The following is a 19269-nucleotide window of genomic DNA, read 5'->3' on the forward strand; positions in this document are numbered from 1 at the left end:
AAACATTGAATAACTACAAAAAGAATCAAAATTTAACCTTGGCATATCGATCAATTATCCATTCTGCAACCGCTTGTTTTTCCTTTTCGGAGAGTTTCCCTTTTTGTGAGGGCATAATGCCGAACTTCTCAATCGCCATAGGATGGCACATGCTGTATTGAACACTCGGATTTTCGATATAGTCTTTGATAAATGCGATCGTTACACGGCGTTTGACATCTTGATCTTCATCAGCGATAATAATATTCTCACGAAGACGATTTGAGACTTCGACCATCGGTGGTGCTTTTAACGTGTTGATATGTTTTAATACTTCCTGTTTCTCCATCATTTCAACATGGCATTGCATACACTTTTTTTGATAAACACTATAGCCATCCACCCCGAACAAAGAGAGTGCAGTCCCCAAAATGAGTGTAATTTTCATCATAATCTTTTTCCTTTTAATGGGTGATAATCAAGCCCGGATGTTCCGCGTAATCGATCAATATCGATTTGACACGCTTCTGCCATGCCTCTTGAAATGATCTTTCAATTTCTAAAGTTGCTTTTTCGGAAAGAATCATACCCAACCATTCTGCCATTTTAGAATCAGATGGGACAATTTTGGGATTATACGAAAGTTCGATTTTCGCTCCCGTATCCATCCGTTCAATTGCCATTTCTCCTCGCATGTCCGATCCGTACACTACCAATCTGCGCCGATCGTATTTTCCGCTCAATCCATGAAAACCGCTATTATCAGTGGCTCCGGTAATCAATGTTGCAATATTGGACATCACTCCGACAACCCCTTCTCCCAAGTTACCTTGAAAGTATATTTTGATTTCACCGCGAATCGGGTGAGTATCAGGGTAAAGCAGGTTTAAGGCTTTTTTGAGCATCAAATAAGTCCCCGCCACGGTAGGACATGAATGTCCCGCAAGTTTGACCGCATCCGCGTAGGTATAGGTGAATATACCCTCTTCCGCAGCACCCAACACTTTTGCTAGTGGATCGTACATCGTTATAGGAGAAACCTCGTTATAAAAAGATATATTGAACATTGATAATCCTTGTTTATGTGCATTTGGAGGAATTGTACGTTTTTAGCAAGAGATTCGGATTGATCTATATCAAAAAATAAACAAATTCATTTCGTTAAGATGAGTGTTACATTTAACATAGGAGTGCACATGAAAACGATCATGACATTGATTCTACCGCTGATGATATCAGCCGGAGTATGGGGAGCAGAACCGGTTCTCAGTGATGAGACGAAGATATTGTTAAAAGAGGCCAAATCAGAGGTCGAAGCAATTTCTCCGCAGCAATTGAAAACGTTGATGGAAGAGGGAAAAATAGTTTTGGTAGATGTACGCGATCCTGATGAGTGGGAAAAAAGCACCATCACGTACGATCGTCAAGTCAAAATATCACGCGGTTTTCTTGAAATCAAATATCCCAAATTGATTTTAGAAAAATATAACAAAGAAGATACCTTCGTCCTCTATTGCGGATTGGAACCACGCTCGGTCTTAGCCGCACAACAATTAAAACACTTAGGGTTCAAACATGTATCGTATTTGCAGGGAGGATTAAAAAACTTCAATCCATGAGAATGCTTATAGCTCCCAGTACTTTTTGCTCACAAGAAGCTTTTGGATAGAGGGTGCGATCTGCGGATCGCTTTGCCCTTTGCTCCAAAGCCCTTTGATAAGATATCGCTTCGCATCATCAAACTGATCATCAATCAATGCAATGAACGACGATGTCGGAAAACATTGTAACAGCAGCTCTTTTTCGTGTTCGAATACTTCCGTTTCTAATGAGTTTTTTTGTAACGCATATAATGACTGGACAGAAGAGTGTTCCAAACTCCCCAAAATCCACAAAGATAGAAATTCAGTCGTATAGATATTGAGTACCGATGATGCGAATGATTCAAACGATTCACATCCGCTTTGGTCGAACTCGATGATTAAGAGTTCGATGATAGATTTGATATGATCCAGCGGTGCCATCTCAAACAGTTCTCTCCCGACGCTTAATCCCTGCGTATGCTCAGCCCCGATATAGATACGTGCCCCTTTTTCCGTAGCACCGAATTGGGCGGTACGAAGACCGATCAGTCCGATATCGCAATGCTGATGCCGCCCGCACCCCTTTGCACAGCCTGATATTCCGATCTGAATCCGGCGATCTCGTATCTTCTCCAGAGGGAGCAGATAGGAGGCATCATCTTTGATATTCCAGAAGGAATACGGGCAATACTCGCTTCCGGCACAGGCAACAACCGTTTTACTGTATGTTCGGTTTGTAAAAGGGACATCGGGTGTAGATAGTCCAACAAGATAGAGATTATGATCCGTACACAAACGGACCTCGCTCTCAGTAGCCTCCGCAAACGATGCAATTTCGATAAGCTCATCAGGTGTTACTCGTCCAAAATCGGTTTCGTAGCAAAATGCGAATTTGTCAGCTTTGAGAGATTCATACTCTCCAAAATCCCGTTTTTCAACAATCAGTTCACCTGCTTTTTCCCATTGTTTTTGATATTTTTCCTTCACATAACCTAAAAACTGTTCCATCCCGATCTCTTCCAACAAATGAAACAATCTAGTACGGGTACGGGTAAAACGAAGTCCGTAGGTATTAAAGGTCTCAATAAATGCGATAAAGAATTCTACAACCTCCTCTGAATGCAAGAATATATCGGCGTTTTGGGCTATTTCGGTATTTTTACCTCCCATATAGACATTAAATCCGTACCGACCCTCTCGAATGGCTAAAGCGAAATAAATATCATTGGCAAAAAATGAAGTAACGTTGGTGCGATTGCCGGATATTCCGGTCGAAATTCTACGCGGCAGCATCCCAACAAGATCACGATTTTTGAGAAAATACTCCTGCATTTGGAGGATAATAGGATAGGTTTCGATTACACTTGTTTCCCCTATTCCATCATACACATCGGTAACGATATTGCGTACATTGTCACCGAAGGTTTGCCATGTTGAAATACCAAGAGCATTGATCATCTTGTGGAGATGCAAAACATCCTCACTTTTTACTTCATGCAGTTGAATACCGGCACGTGCGGTAAGGATGATTTTAAGCGAATATTCATCCGCTATTTTGGAAATTTCGCGGAGTTGAGCCGTCGTAATCCGTCCTGCGGTTATGCGCAAACGAAGCGTATAATCCTCTTGAATCGATGCGGTAAAAATTCCAAAATCTTGGAGATAAAACTCATCTCCCTCGCTAATAGCATTAAAATCCAATGTCTCTATCTGAGGGTAGTATTCAAAGGGAGAAAGCGCCATTTTATGACGTTCACGTTTGTTGAGTTTTCGTGCAGTTTGTTCCATGAGTAATATCCGTTTAGAGAGCTGAACGCAGGTTAACAGCAACCCACAAAATTGCTAGATTGAGTATAAAAATTGCTAATGACCCGCCACGAGAAAGAATGGTTTGTATCAATGTCCGTGTTGTTTTATGGGTTGCAAAAGCGATATAAAGATGTATCATTGTTGCTAGAGCCAACAATGCAACCAAGAGCATCTTCCATTCAAAATATTTCCCGATTTCTGTACCGGTCTGCATCGTACCGAAGAGTTGATAGTGATCTGCAAGAACGACCCCTGTCGTTATGAGTATCAGCAGCCATACGGTTTCAAAGTAGCCATAAAACGGCCCTATCGCACCGTATACAGCCTCTTGTGTCGCTTTATCTCGAATAAATACGCCCAATCCGAACAAAACGATGCTACCGCCTATCCATGCGCAGGCTGAGAGGATATGGATGTATAAAATCCATGTCATATCTGCCCCTTCAAACTATTAATATATCTTAATATCATACTCATCCTCCGGTGCGATAAAAAGCGCGGGATGAAACTTCAACGTTCTCAATACCCCATAAATTTTTTTCTGGCTTATTAAACACTACTTCTTCTAAAATCTTAGTCGCTTGATCGATATTTCCATCACGTATGGCTTGTTTGATACTTTTTGCACCTTCAAAATACAAGCATCCGATGAGATCACCTTCAGCACTCAGACGCAATCGGTCACACGTTTCGCAAAAATCGTGACGGTGCGGCTCAATAGTGCCGAATCGATATCCATCAACCATTTCATAGAGATTTGCAGGACCGGCAGATTCTTTTCCGATGGGGATAAAAGAGTATTTTCGACCTAGAACATCAATGATTTCATCACTTCTGAGGCCTTGGAGAGTCGTTGTTGCATGGATGTTTTCCATGTATTCTATATAACGAATTTGTGCACCGATCCCTTTTGCGTATTCAAAAAGTGGGAGTATTTCATGATCGTTGATATCTCGTAAAATAACGCTATTGAGCTTTATGCTGAGCCCTGCATCAACTGCTGCATCGATACCGGCTAAAACCTGATCTAAAACATTTTTTTGCGTGATATAATGTAATGTTTCTCTCTCAAGTGAATCAAGCGAAATATTCACCCGTCGCAATCCTGCACGTTTGAGTTTTTTTGCTTGCTCCGGCAATAAAAATCCGTTTGTTGTCAATCCGATATCGACATGCGGCGCATAGGTATGGATCATTGCAATAAGTTCGTCAAGATTATCACGGGTTGTCGGTTCTCCACCCGTCAGTCGGATTTTTTCTATCCCATTATCAATACCGATTTTAATAAAGGCAAAAAGTTCTTCATAGCTCAATAAATTCTCTTTTGGTACCCAGCTAAAAGGTTTTTCGGACATACAATAGCGGCAACGAAAATTACACCGTTCCGTTACGGAAACGCGCAAATAGGTCACTTTACGCTCAAATCGATCTCGTAACATGGTAGCTTCCTTAATAAATCTATAGGTTAATGGTAGCTGTTTTAGAACGTCAAGTTCTTGATTTATGTCAATCTTAGAATTCTGAGGTTGCGTTATCATAAACTTTTAAACGTGAAAGGTTTTATTATGTCATTTGCACTAGAGAATCTTGATTTTTTCAAAGATTGCGATCCTCAAAAACTCTCAAAATTATCATCAACCGCAAAATATAAACCTTATAATGCATCCGATATTTTGGTGTATGAAGAAGATGATATCAATCGTGTCTATTTTCTTGTAGATGGCGAGGTTAAACTCTATAAAGTAGATCGTTTCGATAATGAGATTTTTTTGTATACGCTCTGCAATCAAACTCTTTTGACTGATATCGGTTCATTCGAATGCCATACGATTAGCTGTTTTAGTAATATAGAGTTTTTGGTTCCGAGCCATGTGGTATCATTCGATTTGAAAATTTTCAAGGAAGTTGTACAAACCGATCTGTCGCTTTTAATCAATTTGGTCAATATCTTAGCCGATCAAAAACATCGGGTTGATTGTATGGTGAGTATGGGAATGGTCTTTGATGTGACGGCAAAAGTTGCCAAGATGCTGCATGATCATCTGGATTTGTACAATCAACTCAAAAAACAAGAGATATCGTATCGTCTGAATATCCAGCCTGCAACTTTGTCTCGTGTACTTGCCAAGTTTATGCGTAAAGGTCTCATCGAAGAACAAGACCACAAAACAGTAGTTTTGCAACGCGAAGAATTAACTCGATATTTTAATGAAGGACTTTAAAATGCACTCTATATCTACAAAAGTACGCTGGATTGTTGCCATACTCTCAATCAATCTAATTACGATCATTCTGGTGGATATATGGCTGAATTCAGATCAAAAGTTTGATGCAAAAGTCATTAATACCGCCGGAAAACAGCGTATGCTCTCGCAACGTACCGTTCTTGAACTCCATCGGCTTTTATTGGATGAAGAAGGAGCGTACGAACGCTTGCAGGCTGCTCGATCGGAATTCGATCGCAATTTCAAACAACTCAGTACTGCTACGTCTGAATACAAAGGGTTTTCAAACGAAGAGATCGAAAAAACCATGATGGACGTGTATGCACACTGGAATCGGATGGGCGGATTGATCGATCGGTATTTACAGGGAGATCACAACCTTTTTGATTTGAAAACAATCTATGATGATGGTGACCGTACGCTCGTGCTGATGGATCAAGCCGTTACCCAATACGAAGAATATATGATGGAAAAACGGATTGTAGCGCACCGTATCCAAATCTTTTTGGCCTTGATCTCTTTTGGTGTTATCCTCTATATGGCCAGAACCACCTTGGGGATCCAGCAAAATTTTGATAAGTTCTTAGAACACTCAAAATCAATCAGCGGGAATGAGAATATTGATGTCCACAAAGGCAATGAACTCGATATCGCGTGTGCTCATATCGAATATTTCTTGCAAAATGTCGAAGAAGCGATTCAAACCGCAACCGAAGCGGTTGAGAAAACGGAAGCGGCAACAGCTATCCTGATCGGATCAACCCCTGAAACTGAAGAACTCTTGGAGCAAAGCGAAGACATGATGATTCAGGTCAGCGAAGAGTTGCACCACACCGCTCAACGCCTCAAAAAGCTCAAAAGCAATCTCGAAACCGCCAACGCGATTCGAACCGCATAAAGGTTCGAATCTCCTCTCAAAACTCCTCTTGGTTTGACTTAGGTCAAATACTTTTTTTTCGAATTACTTTACAATGCTTGAAGTGCATGAATTATTTCATAGCACAAGGGAATCTTAAGAAGATAAAACCGTTTTAGGGATACTTTCACCTGATTTCACTAAGGAGGATTCAATGTCAATGGAGAGAAGAGAATTTTTAAAAAGCGCAGCTGCAGCGTCAGCTGCTGCTGCAGTTGGTATGACAGTTCCTGCAACCGTAGAAGCTGCGTCAAATCAAGCCCAAGCCGGATGGCGCTGGGACAAAGCGGCCTGCCGATTCTGCGGAACAGGTTGCGGAATCATGATGGCAACCAAAGATGACCGCATCGTTGCGGTAAAAGGCGACCCACTTGCTCCCGTTAATCGTGGCTTGAACTGTATCAAAGGGTACTTCAACGCGAAAATCATGTACGGTGCAGACCGTCTGACTCAACCTTTGTTGCGTATGAATGAGCAAGGCCAGTTTGATAAAAAAGGTAAGTTTAAACCGATTACTTGGCAACGTGCGTTTGATGAGATGGAAAAACAAATCAAATCGGCGCTCAAAGAAAAAGGTCCTACCGGTGTTGCTATGTTTAGCTCCGGACAACAAACTGTTATGGAGGGAAATGCGGCTCTCAAGCTCATGAAAGCAGGTTTCCGTACCAACAACATCGATCCGAATGCACGTCTTTGTATGGCATCAGCCGTTACCGGATTCATGAACGTTTTTGGTGCGGATGAGCCATCTGGATGTTACGATGATATTGAATTGGCTGAGACAATTGTCGCGTTTGGTTCAAACATGGCAGAAATGCACCCTATTCTTTGGTCACGTGTATCGGATCGCAAACTCAGCAATCCGGACAAAGTACAAGTTATCGTTCTTTCAACCTATAAACACCGTACAATGGACCTTGCGGACGTCGAGATTGTCTTTAAACCAAATACTGATTTGGCCATTTTCAACTATATTGCGCGCGAAATTGTTTACAATCATCCAGAAGCAATCGATTGGGATTTCGTCAATAAATACATCGTATTCGCAACCGGACCGGTCGATATCGGGTATGGTTTGCGAGAAGACATCCACCACCCTAAATACAAAAAAAGCGAACTGGATACTGCAGCGAAACAAAAGTCAAAAGTACTTACTGCAGATGAAGGTGTCAGCTTAGGTTACCTCGGATACAAAGCGGGTGATACGCTTGAGATGAAAAACAGCGGTGACGCGAATAAACACTGGAAAATTACGTTTGAAGAGTTCAAAAAAGGGCTTGCTCCGTATACACTTGACTACACTGCGAAAGTATCAAAAGGTGACCCGGATGAGAGCATTGAAGAGTTCAAAGCCAAACTTCAAAAAATGGCAGACCTCTATATCGAGAAAAATCGTAAAGCTCTTACTTTCTGGACAATGGGGTTCAATCAGCATACTCGCGGTACATGGGTAAACGAGCAAGCCTATATGATCCATTTCCTCCTTGGAAAACAAGCGAAACCGGGAAGCGGTGCATTCTCACTAACCGGTCAACCATCAGCATGTGGAACTGCGCGTGAAGTAGGAACTTTTGCTCATCGTCTCCCAGCAGATATGGTCGTTATGAATCCTGAGCACCGCAAACGTGCAGAAGAAATCTGGAAGCTCCCTGCGGGAACAATTAATCCAAAAATGGGATCCCATTTCACCCAAATTCACCGTGATCTAGAAGATGGAAAAGTGAAATTTGCATGGGTCAGCGTTTGTAACCCGTATCAAGATACCGGAAATGCAGAACACTGGATTAAAGCGGCGCGTGAAATGGATAATTTCATCGTTACCTCTGATGGTTACCCGGGTATTTCGGCAAAAGTATCGGATTTGATCCTCCCAAGTGCCATGATGTATGAAAAATGGGGAGCCTACGGTAATGCAGAACGTCGTACTCAACACTGGCGTCAACAAGTCACCCCTATCGGTGATGCAATGTCAGATACATGGCAGTTTGTTGAGTTGTCAAAACGCTTTACTATCAAAGAGGTTTGGGGAGCGCAAAAAATTCCTGGTCTTGACACTGGTCTTCCTGATGTCCTAGGTACTGCAAAAGCAATGGGATATAAAGAAACCGATACCCTCTTTGATGTTTTATTCGCCAATCCAACCGCAAAAAGCTATAAATGGCCTGACGCAGTCGGTAAAGGGTTTCAAAACTCAGAAGTTGAAGGTGATAAACGTAACGTTATCGGAAGTGATGGCAAACCATTCAAAGGATACGGATTCTTTATCCAAAAATATCTTTGGGAAGAGTATCGTAAATTCGGAGATGGACATGGACATGACTATGCCGATTTCGACACATATCACAAAGTGCGTGGCTTGAAATGGCCGGTAGTAGATGGTAAAGAGACTGCATGGCGCTATAACGCTAAATACGATCCGTATGCGAAAAAAGCGAACAGCGGTCCGTTTTCATTCTACGGACATGCATTCAAAGAGATCCCATCCGGTAATCTAAAAGGTATTACAGACCAAACAAAAGTTCATTTGGACGGAAAAGCGAAAATTTTCTTCCGTCCGTATATGGAACCGACCGAAGTACCGGATAGCAACTACGATATCTGGCTATGTACCGGTCGTGTACTAGAACACTGGCACAGTGGAACCATGACAATGCGTGTTCCTGAACTCTACCGTGCTGTACCGGAAGCATTGTGCTATATGCATCCAAAAGATGCTGAAAAACGCGGTGTCAAACAAGGCGATATGGTGTGGGTTGAATCACGCCGCGGTAAAGTAAAAGCTCACGTTGAAACACGTGGCCGTAACCGCCCGCCGCGTGGATTGGTATTTGTTCCGTGGTTTGATGAAAAAGTTTATATCAATAAAGTTTGTTTGGATCACACCTGCCCGATTTCAAAACAAATCGACCATAAAAAATGTGCTGTAAAAATTTATAAAGCCTAACGGAAACAGTCATGAAAAATTCTCCTTCAAACGATCGTCGTCGATTCCTCCTCTCCGCTGCGAGAGGAATTGGACTCAGTGCGATGGGTGCGTTGGTGTGGAGTGCCTATGTTGGGGAAGTGAAAGCGGCTCCTTTGATTTTACGTCCCCCGGGTGCTTTACGGGAAGATGAGTTCATTAAAAATTGTATTAAATGCGGATTGTGCGTAGAAGCGTGTCCTTATGATACATTGAAGCTGGCGAAACCGGGAGATAATCTTCCTATCGGAACACCCTACTTCACTCCACGCAATGTACCGTGCTACATGTGCGATCTGGTTCCGTGTGTTCCGGCATGCCCAAGCGGTGCGTTGAGTCAATCTTCGCTTGCTACCTATATCGAGAATCATGCGAAACTCGACATTAAAAAAGCACGCATGGGATTAGCGGTAATCGATGAAGAGTCCTGTATTGCAACATGGGGCATCCAATGTGATGCATGTTATCGCGCTTGTCCATTGATGGGTGAAGCAATTACGATTGAATTTTCTAAAAATGAGCGAACGGGTAAACATGCATTTCTAAAACCTGTGGTTCATGCAGATGTCTGTACCGGATGCGGCATGTGTGAACATGCCTGTGTAACGAAAAAAGCGGCTATTTACGTACTCCCAAGAGCATTAGCAATGGGAGAAGTGGGTAATCACTACATCAAAGGGTGGGAACCTAAAGATGAAAAGCGTCTGGATGAGCCAAAGCCCGAAGTGACGCATCATGAATTAACGAAAACTAAAATCAGTGAAAAAAGCGCTCTTGATTCGCTTAATGACGAAAGTGGGCTATGATGAAACACTATCGATATCTTTTGATGAGACGGTTGACTCAAATAGCCATAATAGTGCTCTATGTTGGAGCGAACGTTTGGGGATGGAAAATTCTTCAAGGGGATTTAAGCGCTTCGAAGCTGATGGGAATCGTTCCTTTGGCAGATCCGTATGCGGTACTTCAAATCGTCTTCACGGGGGCAACACTGGGGATGGATATTATCCTCGGTGCTTTGATCGTCGCGGTTTTTTATGGAATCGTCGGAGGTCGTGCTTTTTGTAGCTGGGTGTGCCCAGTCAATATGATTACCGATTTGGCTGCTTGGCTGCGTCGGAAAATGAAATTATCTGAAATCCAAAAACGATTTTACATCAATCGTTCGATCCGTTATTGGATTTTAGGGCTTGGTTTGATCCTTTCAGCGGTGATGGGGGTAGCGGCATTTGAGCTGATTAGCCCTGTTTCTATGGCGCATCGCGGAATCATATTCGGTATGGGTATGGGTGGCGGTGCTTTAGCAGTGATATTTTTATTTGATCTGCTGGTTCATGAAAACGGATGGTGCGGGTATATTTGTCCACTGGGTGCTTCGTATGCGCTTATCGGCAAATTCTCCTTTATCCGTGTTCATCATGATGCCAATAAGTGTACCGATTGTAGAGCATGTATAACGGTGTGTCCTGAAAAAGAGGTACTCCACATGATCAATCGAAGCAGTGAAAGTGTTTTGATGGGTGAATGCACCAATTGCGGCAGATGTATTGATGTTTGTCAAGATAACGCGCTCGGATTTTCAATTCGAAGTCAGTTAAAACAACCAAAGGATGAAGAATGAAAGCAAATCATATTATCGGTAGCCTTGTGGCTGCTTGTATACTCATTAGCGGTGTCTATGCTGCAAATACTAGTGCAGGTTTAGATGAAAAAGATTTAGGGATGCGCAAAGCAGAGGTATATACTGAAGATACAGCTGCTCCCGATGGTACAAACTACCATAAGGAAGCTCCGGGAACTTCTAAAAAAATCGAACGTGCGTATGTCAATGCACCGCCGATGATCCCTCATGACATTAGCGATTTAGGGGAAATCGATAAAAACAATAATGCGTGTTTGGGATGTCATATGCCTGAAGTGGCGAAAGATATGGGGGCAACTCCGATTCCAAAATCACATTTTACCAACTTCCGCCCTCATGTAGAGTCGGATGCGGATGATAACTTTAAATCAGAAAGCAACGATCAAATCATCAAAAAAGATCTACACGGACAGCTATGGCAAGGGCGTTTTAACTGTACACAATGTCATGCCCCGCAAACACAAGGTAAATTACGGGTGGAAAGTAACTTCAAACCTGAATATACTGATAAAAAAGGGCAAAAACACAAAAACAAATCCTATTTGATTGATGAGATTGAAGCCGGTGTAAAAGTTGGAAACGGATTATAAGATGTCAGGATCAACACGTCGCAGTTTTTTTGGTGCTTTGGGATCATTGTTCAAAGAGAATAAAGGTCCCATCCATCCCCCATATGCATCTGTAACGGCAACATTCGATGAATGCCGTATTTGCGAGGGAATGTGCGTCCGCGCGTGTGAAGAAAATATCATCCTGCGGGATGAAAAAGGAACTCCTTATTTGGATTTCAAAATCAGCGGATGCAGTGATTGTACGAAATGTATGGATGCTTGTATCCCTAATGTATTAAGTGAACCTACCCAATTTATACGGGGGCGGGCAAAAATTACATCGATGATGTGTATGGCACATCACGACACAATATGTTTTTCTTGCAAAGACCCTTGTTTGGAAAATGCAATTGTATTTCAAGGGATGCTTAATCCTATTATCATCCCTGAAAAATGTACGGCTTGCGGATATTGTGTTTCCGTATGTCCAAATAGCGCGATCGAGGTGGTAGCATGAAAATCATAGTATTAGTGATCGGATGTGTCTATTGGCTCTATGCCGCAATACCTCCATCTGCCGTGATAAAAACGGGGGGACTCATCAGTGACATCGTTGTCTCGGATGGGAAGATTTATGCCGCTACCGATGGGGAAGGCGTTGAAGTTTTTGATATGAAATCGTTCAAAAAGCTGAACACCTTTCGTGTCCCCAATATTAAAAATATGAGCGGCAAATCATATTCCCCGAAAATATATTCGGTTGATCATTATAACAATATGACCGTACTCGTATCAGAAAGCGGCAGTAATTTTCGAAATGTTTATTTGATGCGCAATGACAAAGTTTCCAAAATTGTGGATAACGGACGTGGACTTTTGATCAAAAAAGTCCGTTTTGTCGATGATAATCATCTGTTATTCGGTCTAACAGGAGATACAATCGTCTTGATGGACATCGAAAAAAACACCTTGGTCTATCAAGTACAAGCCGGAGGCGGAGTCTTTAGAGATTTTGCACTGAACCCAACAAAATCGTATGTAGCCGTAGCGGATGAAGGTGGCGAAATCCCTATGATAGAGATTAAAAGTGGACGTAAGATTAAAACACTCAAGGGTATCAATGTCGATAATATCAATCGTCTTGACTACAAGCAAAATACTATCATTTCAGCCGGACAAGATAGACGTGTAGGGATCTATTCTGCTAAAAACAGCTATTTTCTCGAAACGGACTTTTTTGTTTATGCGGTTGGGCTAAGCCCCTCTGCATCTCTAGGTGTCTACACTGACGGAACCGAAAATGAGCTGCAGGTGTTTAACATCGCGACAAAAGCAAAGACATCACGGCTCCGCGGCGGTGATGCCGTTTTCGATTCATTGATCTTTCTTGACGAGCATCGACTTATCGGAGCCGGAGAAGAAAACAAAATTTACTATTGGAGAATACCATGAATATATCAAGCATTGTGGTGCAAACCAACCCAAAACATACTGAGGAAGTTGTTGAATTGCTTAAACAAGCCGATTTTTGTGATTACCATTTTCACGATGAAAAAGGACGTATTATTGTCACCATCGAAGGTGAAGGTGTTGAAGAAGAGATACCGAAACTGGTTCATATCCAATCCATGGAACATGTCATTTCAGCAGATATGTCATTTGCTTTTAGTGAAGATGAACTCAATGCCGAGCGTGATAAATTGGAAGTAGCCGGAAGCGATATTCCCGAATGGCTTAATGACGAAAATGCCACAAAACGGGATATTAAATACAACGGAGATCTCAAAGATCGATTCTAGTAGATGTAATAACTTAGAAAAAATTGTAAATTTTAAATGATAGGAAGTTCTATGGAGCCGATAATGCATGTATTAAAGCGGGATGGCTCTACCGAGCCGTTTTATCCGTTTAAAATCGAAGACGCAATTCGCAAAGCTTTTGAAAGCGTTTCTGCAGTTTTTGATGAAACAATCGCACAAAACGTATTTACAAGAATCATACACAATCATGTATGCGATGTAGAAGGGATTCAAGATCTTATTGAACGTGCCTTGCATGATGCGGGCTATTTTGAGGTGATGAAATCATTTATTACCTATCGATTTTTACACAAAATGCAGCGCGAACATATTTTAGGCTTGGGCAATGATACAACGTATGTAAACTCTACCCAAAGTGTTGAAGAGTATATTCACAAATCCGACTGGAGGGTAAATGCAAATGCAAATACCGGATACTCCAATGCCGGATTGGTGAATAACCTCGCAGGCAAAGTGATCGCTAACTTTTGGCTTGACAAAGTGTATGCTCCGCATGAGGGAGCCGCCCACCGAAACGGTGACATTCATATCCATGATTTGGATTGTTTGACCGGATATTGTGCCGGATGGAGTTTGCGCGCATTGCTCAATGAAGGTTTCAACGGTGTACGCGGTCGTGTAGAGAGTACCCCTCCCCGCCATTTTCGCGAAGCACTGGGACAAATGGCGAATTTTCTGGGGATTTTGCAATCCGAATGGGCAGGTGCACAGGCATTCAGTTCGTTTGACACCTATTTAGCCCCTTATGTATTTGCGGATGAACTGAGTTTAAATGAGATCAAAAAAGCAATACGCGGCTTTGTCTACAATTTGAATGTTCCGGCTCGGTGGGGTCAATCTCCCTTTACCAATATCACATTGGATTGGACGGTTCCTGATGATTTGGCATTGCAATTTCCAACGTGCAACAACATCCATTTGTTCCACGATTTTGCATTTACTGCACATCATCAGAAAAAGCTGACCGAATACAATAAAAAGAGCTTACAAGAGCTTACGTATGCCGATTTCCAAGATGAGATGGATCAAATCAATCGTGCTTTTTATGAAGTGATGAGCGAAGGCGATGCAACAGGCGCACCGTTTACGTTTCCGATTCCAACGGTCAATATCACCGAAGATTTTGACTGGTATGGTCCGAATACTGATGTTTTATTTGAAAACACCGCCAAAATCGGTTCAAGCTATTTCCAAAACTTCATCGGTAGCCAATATCTGCGAGATGCCACAGGTGAATTGATTGAAAATCCCCACGCGTACAAACCTGGACATGTCCGCAGTATGTGCTGTCGTTTACAACTCGATCTTCGAGAACTCCTCAAGCGGGGAGGCGGTTTATTCGGCAGTGCCGAAATGACGGGCAGCATCGGTGTAGTTACCATCAACATGGCTCGATTAGGGTATTTGTACAAAGAGGATCATGCACGTTTGCTTGTAGCATTGGATGAGTTGATCGAGATAGCATATTCGACGTTGGAGAAAAAACGCCAATTTGTTCAGGATATGTTTCAGAGAGGTCTCTATCCCTATACTGCACGTTATTTGAAAGGGTTTCACAACCATTTTTCTACGATCGGCGTCAACGGGATGAACGAAATGATTCGTAATATGACGAACGACACCGAGACAATCGCTACCGAATGGGGCATGCGCTATGCGATAGAGATACTCGATCACATGCGAGATAAAATGCGCACCTTTCAAGAACGCAGTGGAAATCTCTATAATCTCGAAGCGACACCGGCGGAAGGGACAACCTACCGTTTTGCCAAAGAGGATATCAAACGCTATCCAGACATCCTCCAAGCAGGACACGGAGATAATATTTACTATACCAACAGTTCTCAACTGCCTGTTGATTTGACTTCCGATCCGTTCGAAGCACTGAGTTTGCAAGATGAACTCCAATGCCGCTATACGGGAGGGACAGTTTTGCATCTGTACATGGGTGAACGTCTCAGTTCAGAGGAGGCATGCCGGCGTATGGTCAAAAATGTTATTACGAATTTCAGGCTCCCTTATATAACCGTAACACCCACATTCTCGGTATGTCCTGTACATGGTTATCTCAATGGAGAACATGAATACTGCCCAAAATGTGATGAAGCACTGTCCTATCGCGAGTCGGCGTGATGAAATGGCACTCTACGATCTAACCCCATTCACTCTCCTTGACTTTCCTGATCTACCGGCAGCCATTTTTTGGTTTGCCGGTTGCAATCTTCGATGTTTGTATTGCTACAATCCGGACATCGTCCATGGGGACGCACACATCGACGAATCTACCGCACTTGCTTTTTTGTCCAAACGGCTTGGATTGCTCGAGGGAGTCGTACTCAGCGGAGGAGAAGCAACATTGTATCCTCGGTTAATCGAATTTTGCCGCTCCATCAAAGCTCTCGGATTCAAAATAAAACTCGATACCAACGCAATGCGTCCCGATGTCATCGAAAAATTGCTACATGAGAATCTTCTCGACTATGTTGCACTTGATTTTAAAGCGCCCGCCTCGCATATGACGCGCATTTGCGGCGGCGGTAGTGAGCACCGATTTTGGGAGAGCTTTGATCTGTTGCAACACTCGAATATCTCCTTTGAAGTACGCACGACATTTCATCCCGATCTTATCGATGAATCTGATCTTATCTCTATGGCAGAAGCATTGAATCAAAATGGTTATTCCTCTCCATTTTATGTTCAAATGGTTAAATGTGATATTCCTACTTTGGGAAATATCCACCTCTCAGAACGAACAATAGATACAAAACGGCTAATGAAACATATAACCTTTCGTAATTGATCTATGTCAAAGACTTTGTCCTGAAAACACTTTAAAATGACACTATCTTTTGTAAGGAGTTTTCAATGAAAAAAGTGTTGATCGCACTCTGTGTTATCTTTGGTCTTTGGAGTACATCTATGGCAGACGAAGGTGGCGACTTATTTAAAAAATGCGCTACCTGTCACGGTGTTCAAGGTGAAAAAGCGGCATTAGGTAAAAGTAAAATTATCAAAGATATGAGCAGTGCACAAATCATTACCGCTCTCAAAGGCTATAAAGACGGTAGTTACGGCGGAGCCTCAAAGGCGCTCATGAAAGGGCAAGTTATGACATTGAGTGATGCACAAATCACTGCCTTAGCAGCTCACATCAGCAAATAATTATTCCCCTTATGGGGAGTTGGCTCGAGCAGTATAGGAAAAATCCCTCCTTAAGGACCGCAACGTAAGCACTATACTGCTTGAACAAACTCCTCATATGAGTTTAAATTAGTTAATATGAAGGATCTCTTATGTTAAATGAAATGCTCCAAAAAAATGCAATATCTACACGTACACGATGTGTTGTTTATACGAGAGTCATGGGCTATCACCGTCCGGTTGAAAGTTTTAATATCGGTAAAAAACAAGAGCACAAAGATCGCCTCCATTTTTGTGAGATTCAAAAAAAAATCTAACCCTGCCCCCTCTTTTTGAGGGGATTCTTGATATATGTCAATTCCTCCCCTGCACTATCTCGATATACTCCCACACATTTTAAAAGGAAATCAGTATGGTTACATTTTCGACTTCGCCTACGGGTCCCAAGCAGAATTATTTTCTCTCCCAGCCGCATCAGCCGTTTTTTGTATTCGGTCTAATCTGGGCAGTTGTTTCAATGAGCCTCTTTACCCTTTCGCACAAAGGGATCATTGTACTTAGCATGAATGAAAATGAATTTCATCTTTATTCGCTCGCATTTTTAGTCTTTGCCCAATTTTTTCACGGATTTTTGTTTACTACTTTTCCCCGTTTTTGTACCGCAATGACTATTCCAAAGGAAGTTTATATTCGTATCGTGTGGCTCTATCAAATCGGTGCAGTTTTATTTTTTGTGGGGACGTTACTCTCAAAATGGATGATATTGATCGCCTTATTTAGTGTACTTTTTGCACATGCCATGGCTATTTTTACCCTCGTATGGATCTATAAAATCGGGCAGTCTTCTCTCAAACAAGACCCCTATTGGATATTGGTAGCCCACTCTATTACAATCGCAACACATGCTTTGTGGATCATCGCCTATACGATTAGCTTATTTTGGGATTTTCAAAGCTATTTTCCACTCATAGCACCGATCATTGTCAATTTCTTCTTTGTCTTTTTGACGTTTGCCGTTGCACAGCGGATGATTCCGTTTTTCAGCCATTCACAGGTTTCGAGATCTCCATTTTTTATTGAAATTGTTTTCGCAGCTTTTATTATAAAAACAATCATGGCTTTATTGGATTGGACACTGGCAGAATCTGTTGTCGGAATCGCCCTATCGTTCTATTTATTACGTGAGTTTTTACGCTGGAAACTCCACCCGTTTGACTCGCCTGCCATTGTATGGGTCCTTCATCTCGCACTGTTTTGGTTGCCGCTTGGTTTATTTGTTGGTTCATTGATGGAGATTGCAGAATACGTTTACACGACTAACTTCTTATTTGCCGAAATTCATTTGCTCGTTTTGGGATTTTTGACCACCGTATTGATCGGATTCGGTACACGTGTCACCTTGGGACACTCAGGTCAAGCTCCGCATGCTGATCGAATAGCAATAGCTCTTTTTTGGTGGACTCAGATTATCGTATTCTTGCGTTTAACATTATCGATAGATTCAGGATTGATCGGAGCTCATGAATGGCTTTTTGATGCGGCAGCGTTTGGATGGATCATGCTGTTTATCGTATGGGGAGGACGTTACGGAAAAACTCTAATCTACGGAAAGCAACGCTGACATATTACGTCAGCGATATTTTTTTCCGTAATTTATGTAACCCCATTCCGATAATGATAAGAGTGATTAAACCTGCAAAGAGCGGCCACAACAATAAAAGGGTCAAATGCCCTTGGGTAACAATCAAAAAGTTGGCTCCCGCAGGAGGATGAATCGCTTTAAAAGTGTGCATCAACATTATCACTATCCCAAATCCTATTCCGATTGAGAGCCAATCTCCGCTGCTAAAATGTAAAATCAAAAAACCGATCAACGTAGATATCACATAACTGACCAAAACATTCCACGGTTTTGAAAATTGGCTTTCAGGAGCACTAAATAAAAGCACTGCCGTTGCTCCGAACGGTGCGATCAGAAGCATTTGATGTACTGATTGAGCTATAAGTCCAATCAGTGACAATCCAACAAACGCTCCCACACCAGTATATAGTCCATCATACAATGAATCAAAGCGAATCGTTTTTATTTTATGCATTTGAGGCTCTATTCTTAATTTTAATAATACTAGCAAAACTATACTAATGAAATGTATCACTAAAGCAAATAAAACAAAGTTTTTATTTCTAATTTTGCAAAACGCTATCTGATACAAAATAAAGTAACAATGGAGTACAATTCCAGAAAAAAAGAGGTACATAATGAATTCAGAAAAAGTAATTTCCGGATTTTTTATCATCCTGGCACTAACGCTCAACTTCGGATTTGTTTACGGGGATTTCGATGTCATAGCCTATCATAGTGTCTATGAACTCGTTGCTGCTATAACGGTCAATATTATTGCGACTATCATGAAGCTCGGGGACAAAACACAAACCGGATCGGTGCTTCTTGCTACGAGTTTTGTTGCCGATTTACAACTGATTGCGGCAGCATCATTTTGGGGAATCGTCAACATGACGAGCGTTATGACCACCGAGCTTTTTACAATTATCGTCTCATTGGCAGCAGGTGCACTGGTTGCAAATATCATTTCCGTCACCTTATTTGTCGGTGAAACATTGCTTCTTAAACGTTAATCGC

Annotated in this window: 22 protein-coding genes; 16 read left to right on the forward strand and 6 right to left on the reverse strand. The window is 42.0% G+C overall.

Features of this window, described 5'->3' with window-relative positions; all coding sequences use genetic code 11:
- Positions 1-25: 25 nt before the first annotated feature.
- The gene (locus CJD30_RS06170) at positions 26-430 is read right to left on the reverse strand and encodes a c-type cytochrome (RefSeq protein ID WP_294917452.1); all 405 of its coding nucleotides are present in this window, start codon (positions 428-430) and stop codon (positions 26-28) included.
- Positions 431-443: 13 nt separating this feature from the next.
- The gene (locus tag CJD30_RS06175) at positions 444-1046 is read right to left on the reverse strand and encodes a hypothetical protein (RefSeq protein WP_294917454.1); all 603 of its coding nucleotides are present in this window, start codon (positions 1044-1046) and stop codon (positions 444-446) included.
- Positions 1047-1175: 129 nt separating this feature from the next.
- Here CJD30_RS06175 and CJD30_RS06180 point away from each other — a divergent pair, with 129 nt between their 5' ends.
- The gene (locus CJD30_RS06180; protein WP_294917456.1) at positions 1176-1598 is read left to right on the forward strand and encodes a rhodanese-like domain-containing protein; all 423 of its coding nucleotides are present in this window, start codon (positions 1176-1178) and stop codon (positions 1596-1598) included.
- A gap of 6 nt (positions 1599-1604) precedes the next feature.
- On the opposite strand, the gene CJD30_RS06185 is transcribed toward CJD30_RS06180, so the two are convergent.
- Genes CJD30_RS06185 through moaA form a run of 3 tightly spaced genes read right to left on the reverse strand, consistent with a single transcriptional unit; the run spans position 1605 to position 4810 of the window.
- Entirely contained in the window at positions 1605-3350 is a 1746-nt protein-coding gene (locus tag CJD30_RS06185; RefSeq protein ID WP_294917458.1) for a nitrite/sulfite reductase, read from the reverse strand.
- Between the two features lie 13 nt (positions 3351-3363).
- Entirely contained in the window at positions 3364-3804 is a 441-nt protein-coding gene (locus CJD30_RS06190) for a hypothetical protein (RefSeq protein WP_294917460.1), read from the reverse strand.
- Between the two features lie 40 nt (positions 3805-3844).
- Entirely contained in the window at positions 3845-4810 is a 966-nt protein-coding gene (gene moaA, locus CJD30_RS06195; protein WP_294917461.1) for a GTP 3',8-cyclase MoaA, read from the reverse strand.
- A 126-nt stretch (positions 4811-4936) separates the two neighbouring features.
- On the opposite strand from moaA, the gene CJD30_RS06200 reads away from it, so the two are divergent.
- From CJD30_RS06200 to CJD30_RS06265, 14 genes are all read left to right on the forward strand, one after another.
- Complete coding sequence (locus CJD30_RS06200; RefSeq protein ID WP_294917463.1) at positions 4937-5593, forward strand: Crp/Fnr family transcriptional regulator; 657 nt, start codon at positions 4937-4939, stop codon at positions 5591-5593.
- Position 5594: 1 nt separating this feature from the next.
- On the forward strand, positions 5595-6494 hold the full coding sequence (locus CJD30_RS06205; protein ID WP_294917465.1) for a type IV pili methyl-accepting chemotaxis transducer N-terminal domain-containing protein: 900 nt from the start codon (positions 5595-5597) through the stop codon (positions 6492-6494).
- A gap of 178 nt (positions 6495-6672) precedes the next feature.
- Positions 6673-9456 (forward strand): nitrate reductase catalytic subunit NapA, encoded by a 2784-nt coding sequence (gene napA, locus CJD30_RS06210; protein WP_294917548.1) that lies wholly within the window; start codon positions 6673-6675, stop codon positions 9454-9456.
- Positions 9457-9467: 11 nt separating this feature from the next.
- Positions 9468-10280 carry a ferredoxin-type protein NapG gene (gene napG / locus CJD30_RS06215; protein ID WP_294917468.1) on the forward strand — a complete coding sequence of 271 codons (813 nt, stop codon included), beginning with the start codon at positions 9468-9470 and terminating at the stop codon, positions 10278-10280.
- Positions 10277-11095 carry a quinol dehydrogenase ferredoxin subunit NapH gene (napH, locus tag CJD30_RS06220; protein ID WP_294917470.1) on the forward strand — a complete coding sequence of 273 codons (819 nt, stop codon included), beginning with the start codon at positions 10277-10279 and terminating at the stop codon, positions 11093-11095. Before napG ends, napH begins: the two co-directional genes overlap by 4 nt.
- Complete coding sequence (locus CJD30_RS06225) at positions 11092-11706, forward strand: nitrate reductase cytochrome c-type subunit (RefSeq protein WP_294917473.1); 615 nt, start codon at positions 11092-11094, stop codon at positions 11704-11706. Before napH ends, CJD30_RS06225 begins: the two co-directional genes overlap by 4 nt.
- A 1-nt stretch (position 11707) precedes the next feature.
- Positions 11708-12184, forward strand: coding sequence for a 4Fe-4S binding protein (locus CJD30_RS06230; RefSeq protein WP_294917475.1), 477 nt, complete (start codon positions 11708-11710; stop codon positions 12182-12184).
- Positions 12181-13119 (forward strand): hypothetical protein, encoded by a 939-nt coding sequence (locus CJD30_RS06235; RefSeq protein WP_294917477.1) that lies wholly within the window; start codon positions 12181-12183, stop codon positions 13117-13119. Before CJD30_RS06230 ends, CJD30_RS06235 begins: the two co-directional genes overlap by 4 nt.
- Positions 13116-13466 carry a chaperone NapD gene (locus CJD30_RS06240; protein WP_294917479.1) on the forward strand — a complete coding sequence of 117 codons (351 nt, stop codon included), beginning with the start codon at positions 13116-13118 and terminating at the stop codon, positions 13464-13466. Before CJD30_RS06235 ends, CJD30_RS06240 begins: the two co-directional genes overlap by 4 nt.
- Before the next feature lie 51 nt (positions 13467-13517).
- Positions 13518-15620 (forward strand): ribonucleoside triphosphate reductase, encoded by a 2103-nt coding sequence (locus CJD30_RS06245; RefSeq protein ID WP_294917481.1) that lies wholly within the window; start codon positions 13518-13520, stop codon positions 15618-15620.
- Positions 15568-16287 (forward strand): anaerobic ribonucleoside-triphosphate reductase activating protein, encoded by a 720-nt coding sequence (locus CJD30_RS06250; protein WP_294917484.1) that lies wholly within the window; start codon positions 15568-15570, stop codon positions 16285-16287. The genes CJD30_RS06245 and CJD30_RS06250 overlap by 53 nt, the downstream gene beginning before the upstream one ends.
- Before the next feature lie 65 nt (positions 16288-16352).
- Entirely contained in the window at positions 16353-16649 is a 297-nt protein-coding gene (locus CJD30_RS06255) for a c-type cytochrome (protein ID WP_294917487.1), read from the forward strand.
- A 131-nt stretch (positions 16650-16780) separates the two neighbouring features.
- On the forward strand, positions 16781-16945 hold the full coding sequence (nrdD, locus tag CJD30_RS06260) for an anaerobic ribonucleoside-triphosphate reductase (RefSeq protein WP_294917490.1): 165 nt from the start codon (positions 16781-16783) through the stop codon (positions 16943-16945).
- A 95-nt stretch (positions 16946-17040) separates the two neighbouring features.
- Complete coding sequence (locus CJD30_RS06265) at positions 17041-18249, forward strand: NnrS family protein (protein WP_294917492.1); 1209 nt, start codon at positions 17041-17043, stop codon at positions 18247-18249.
- A gap of 4 nt (positions 18250-18253) precedes the next feature.
- Here CJD30_RS06265 and CJD30_RS06270 read toward each other — a convergent pair whose 3' ends face one another.
- A complete protein-coding gene (locus CJD30_RS06270; RefSeq protein WP_294917494.1) occupies positions 18254-18724 on the reverse strand; it encodes an HPP family protein in 471 nt (156 codons plus the stop codon).
- 163 nt (positions 18725-18887) lie between these two features.
- Here CJD30_RS06270 and CJD30_RS06275 point away from each other — a divergent pair, with 163 nt between their 5' ends.
- Complete coding sequence (locus CJD30_RS06275) at positions 18888-19265, forward strand: DUF6394 family protein (protein WP_294917495.1); 378 nt, start codon at positions 18888-18890, stop codon at positions 19263-19265.
- Positions 19266-19269 lie beyond the last annotated feature (4 nt).

Source organism: Sulfuricurvum sp. PD_MW2 (genome assembly GCF_002633015.1).
Lineage (GTDB): Bacteria > Campylobacterota > Campylobacteria > Campylobacterales > Sulfurimonadaceae > Sulfuricurvum.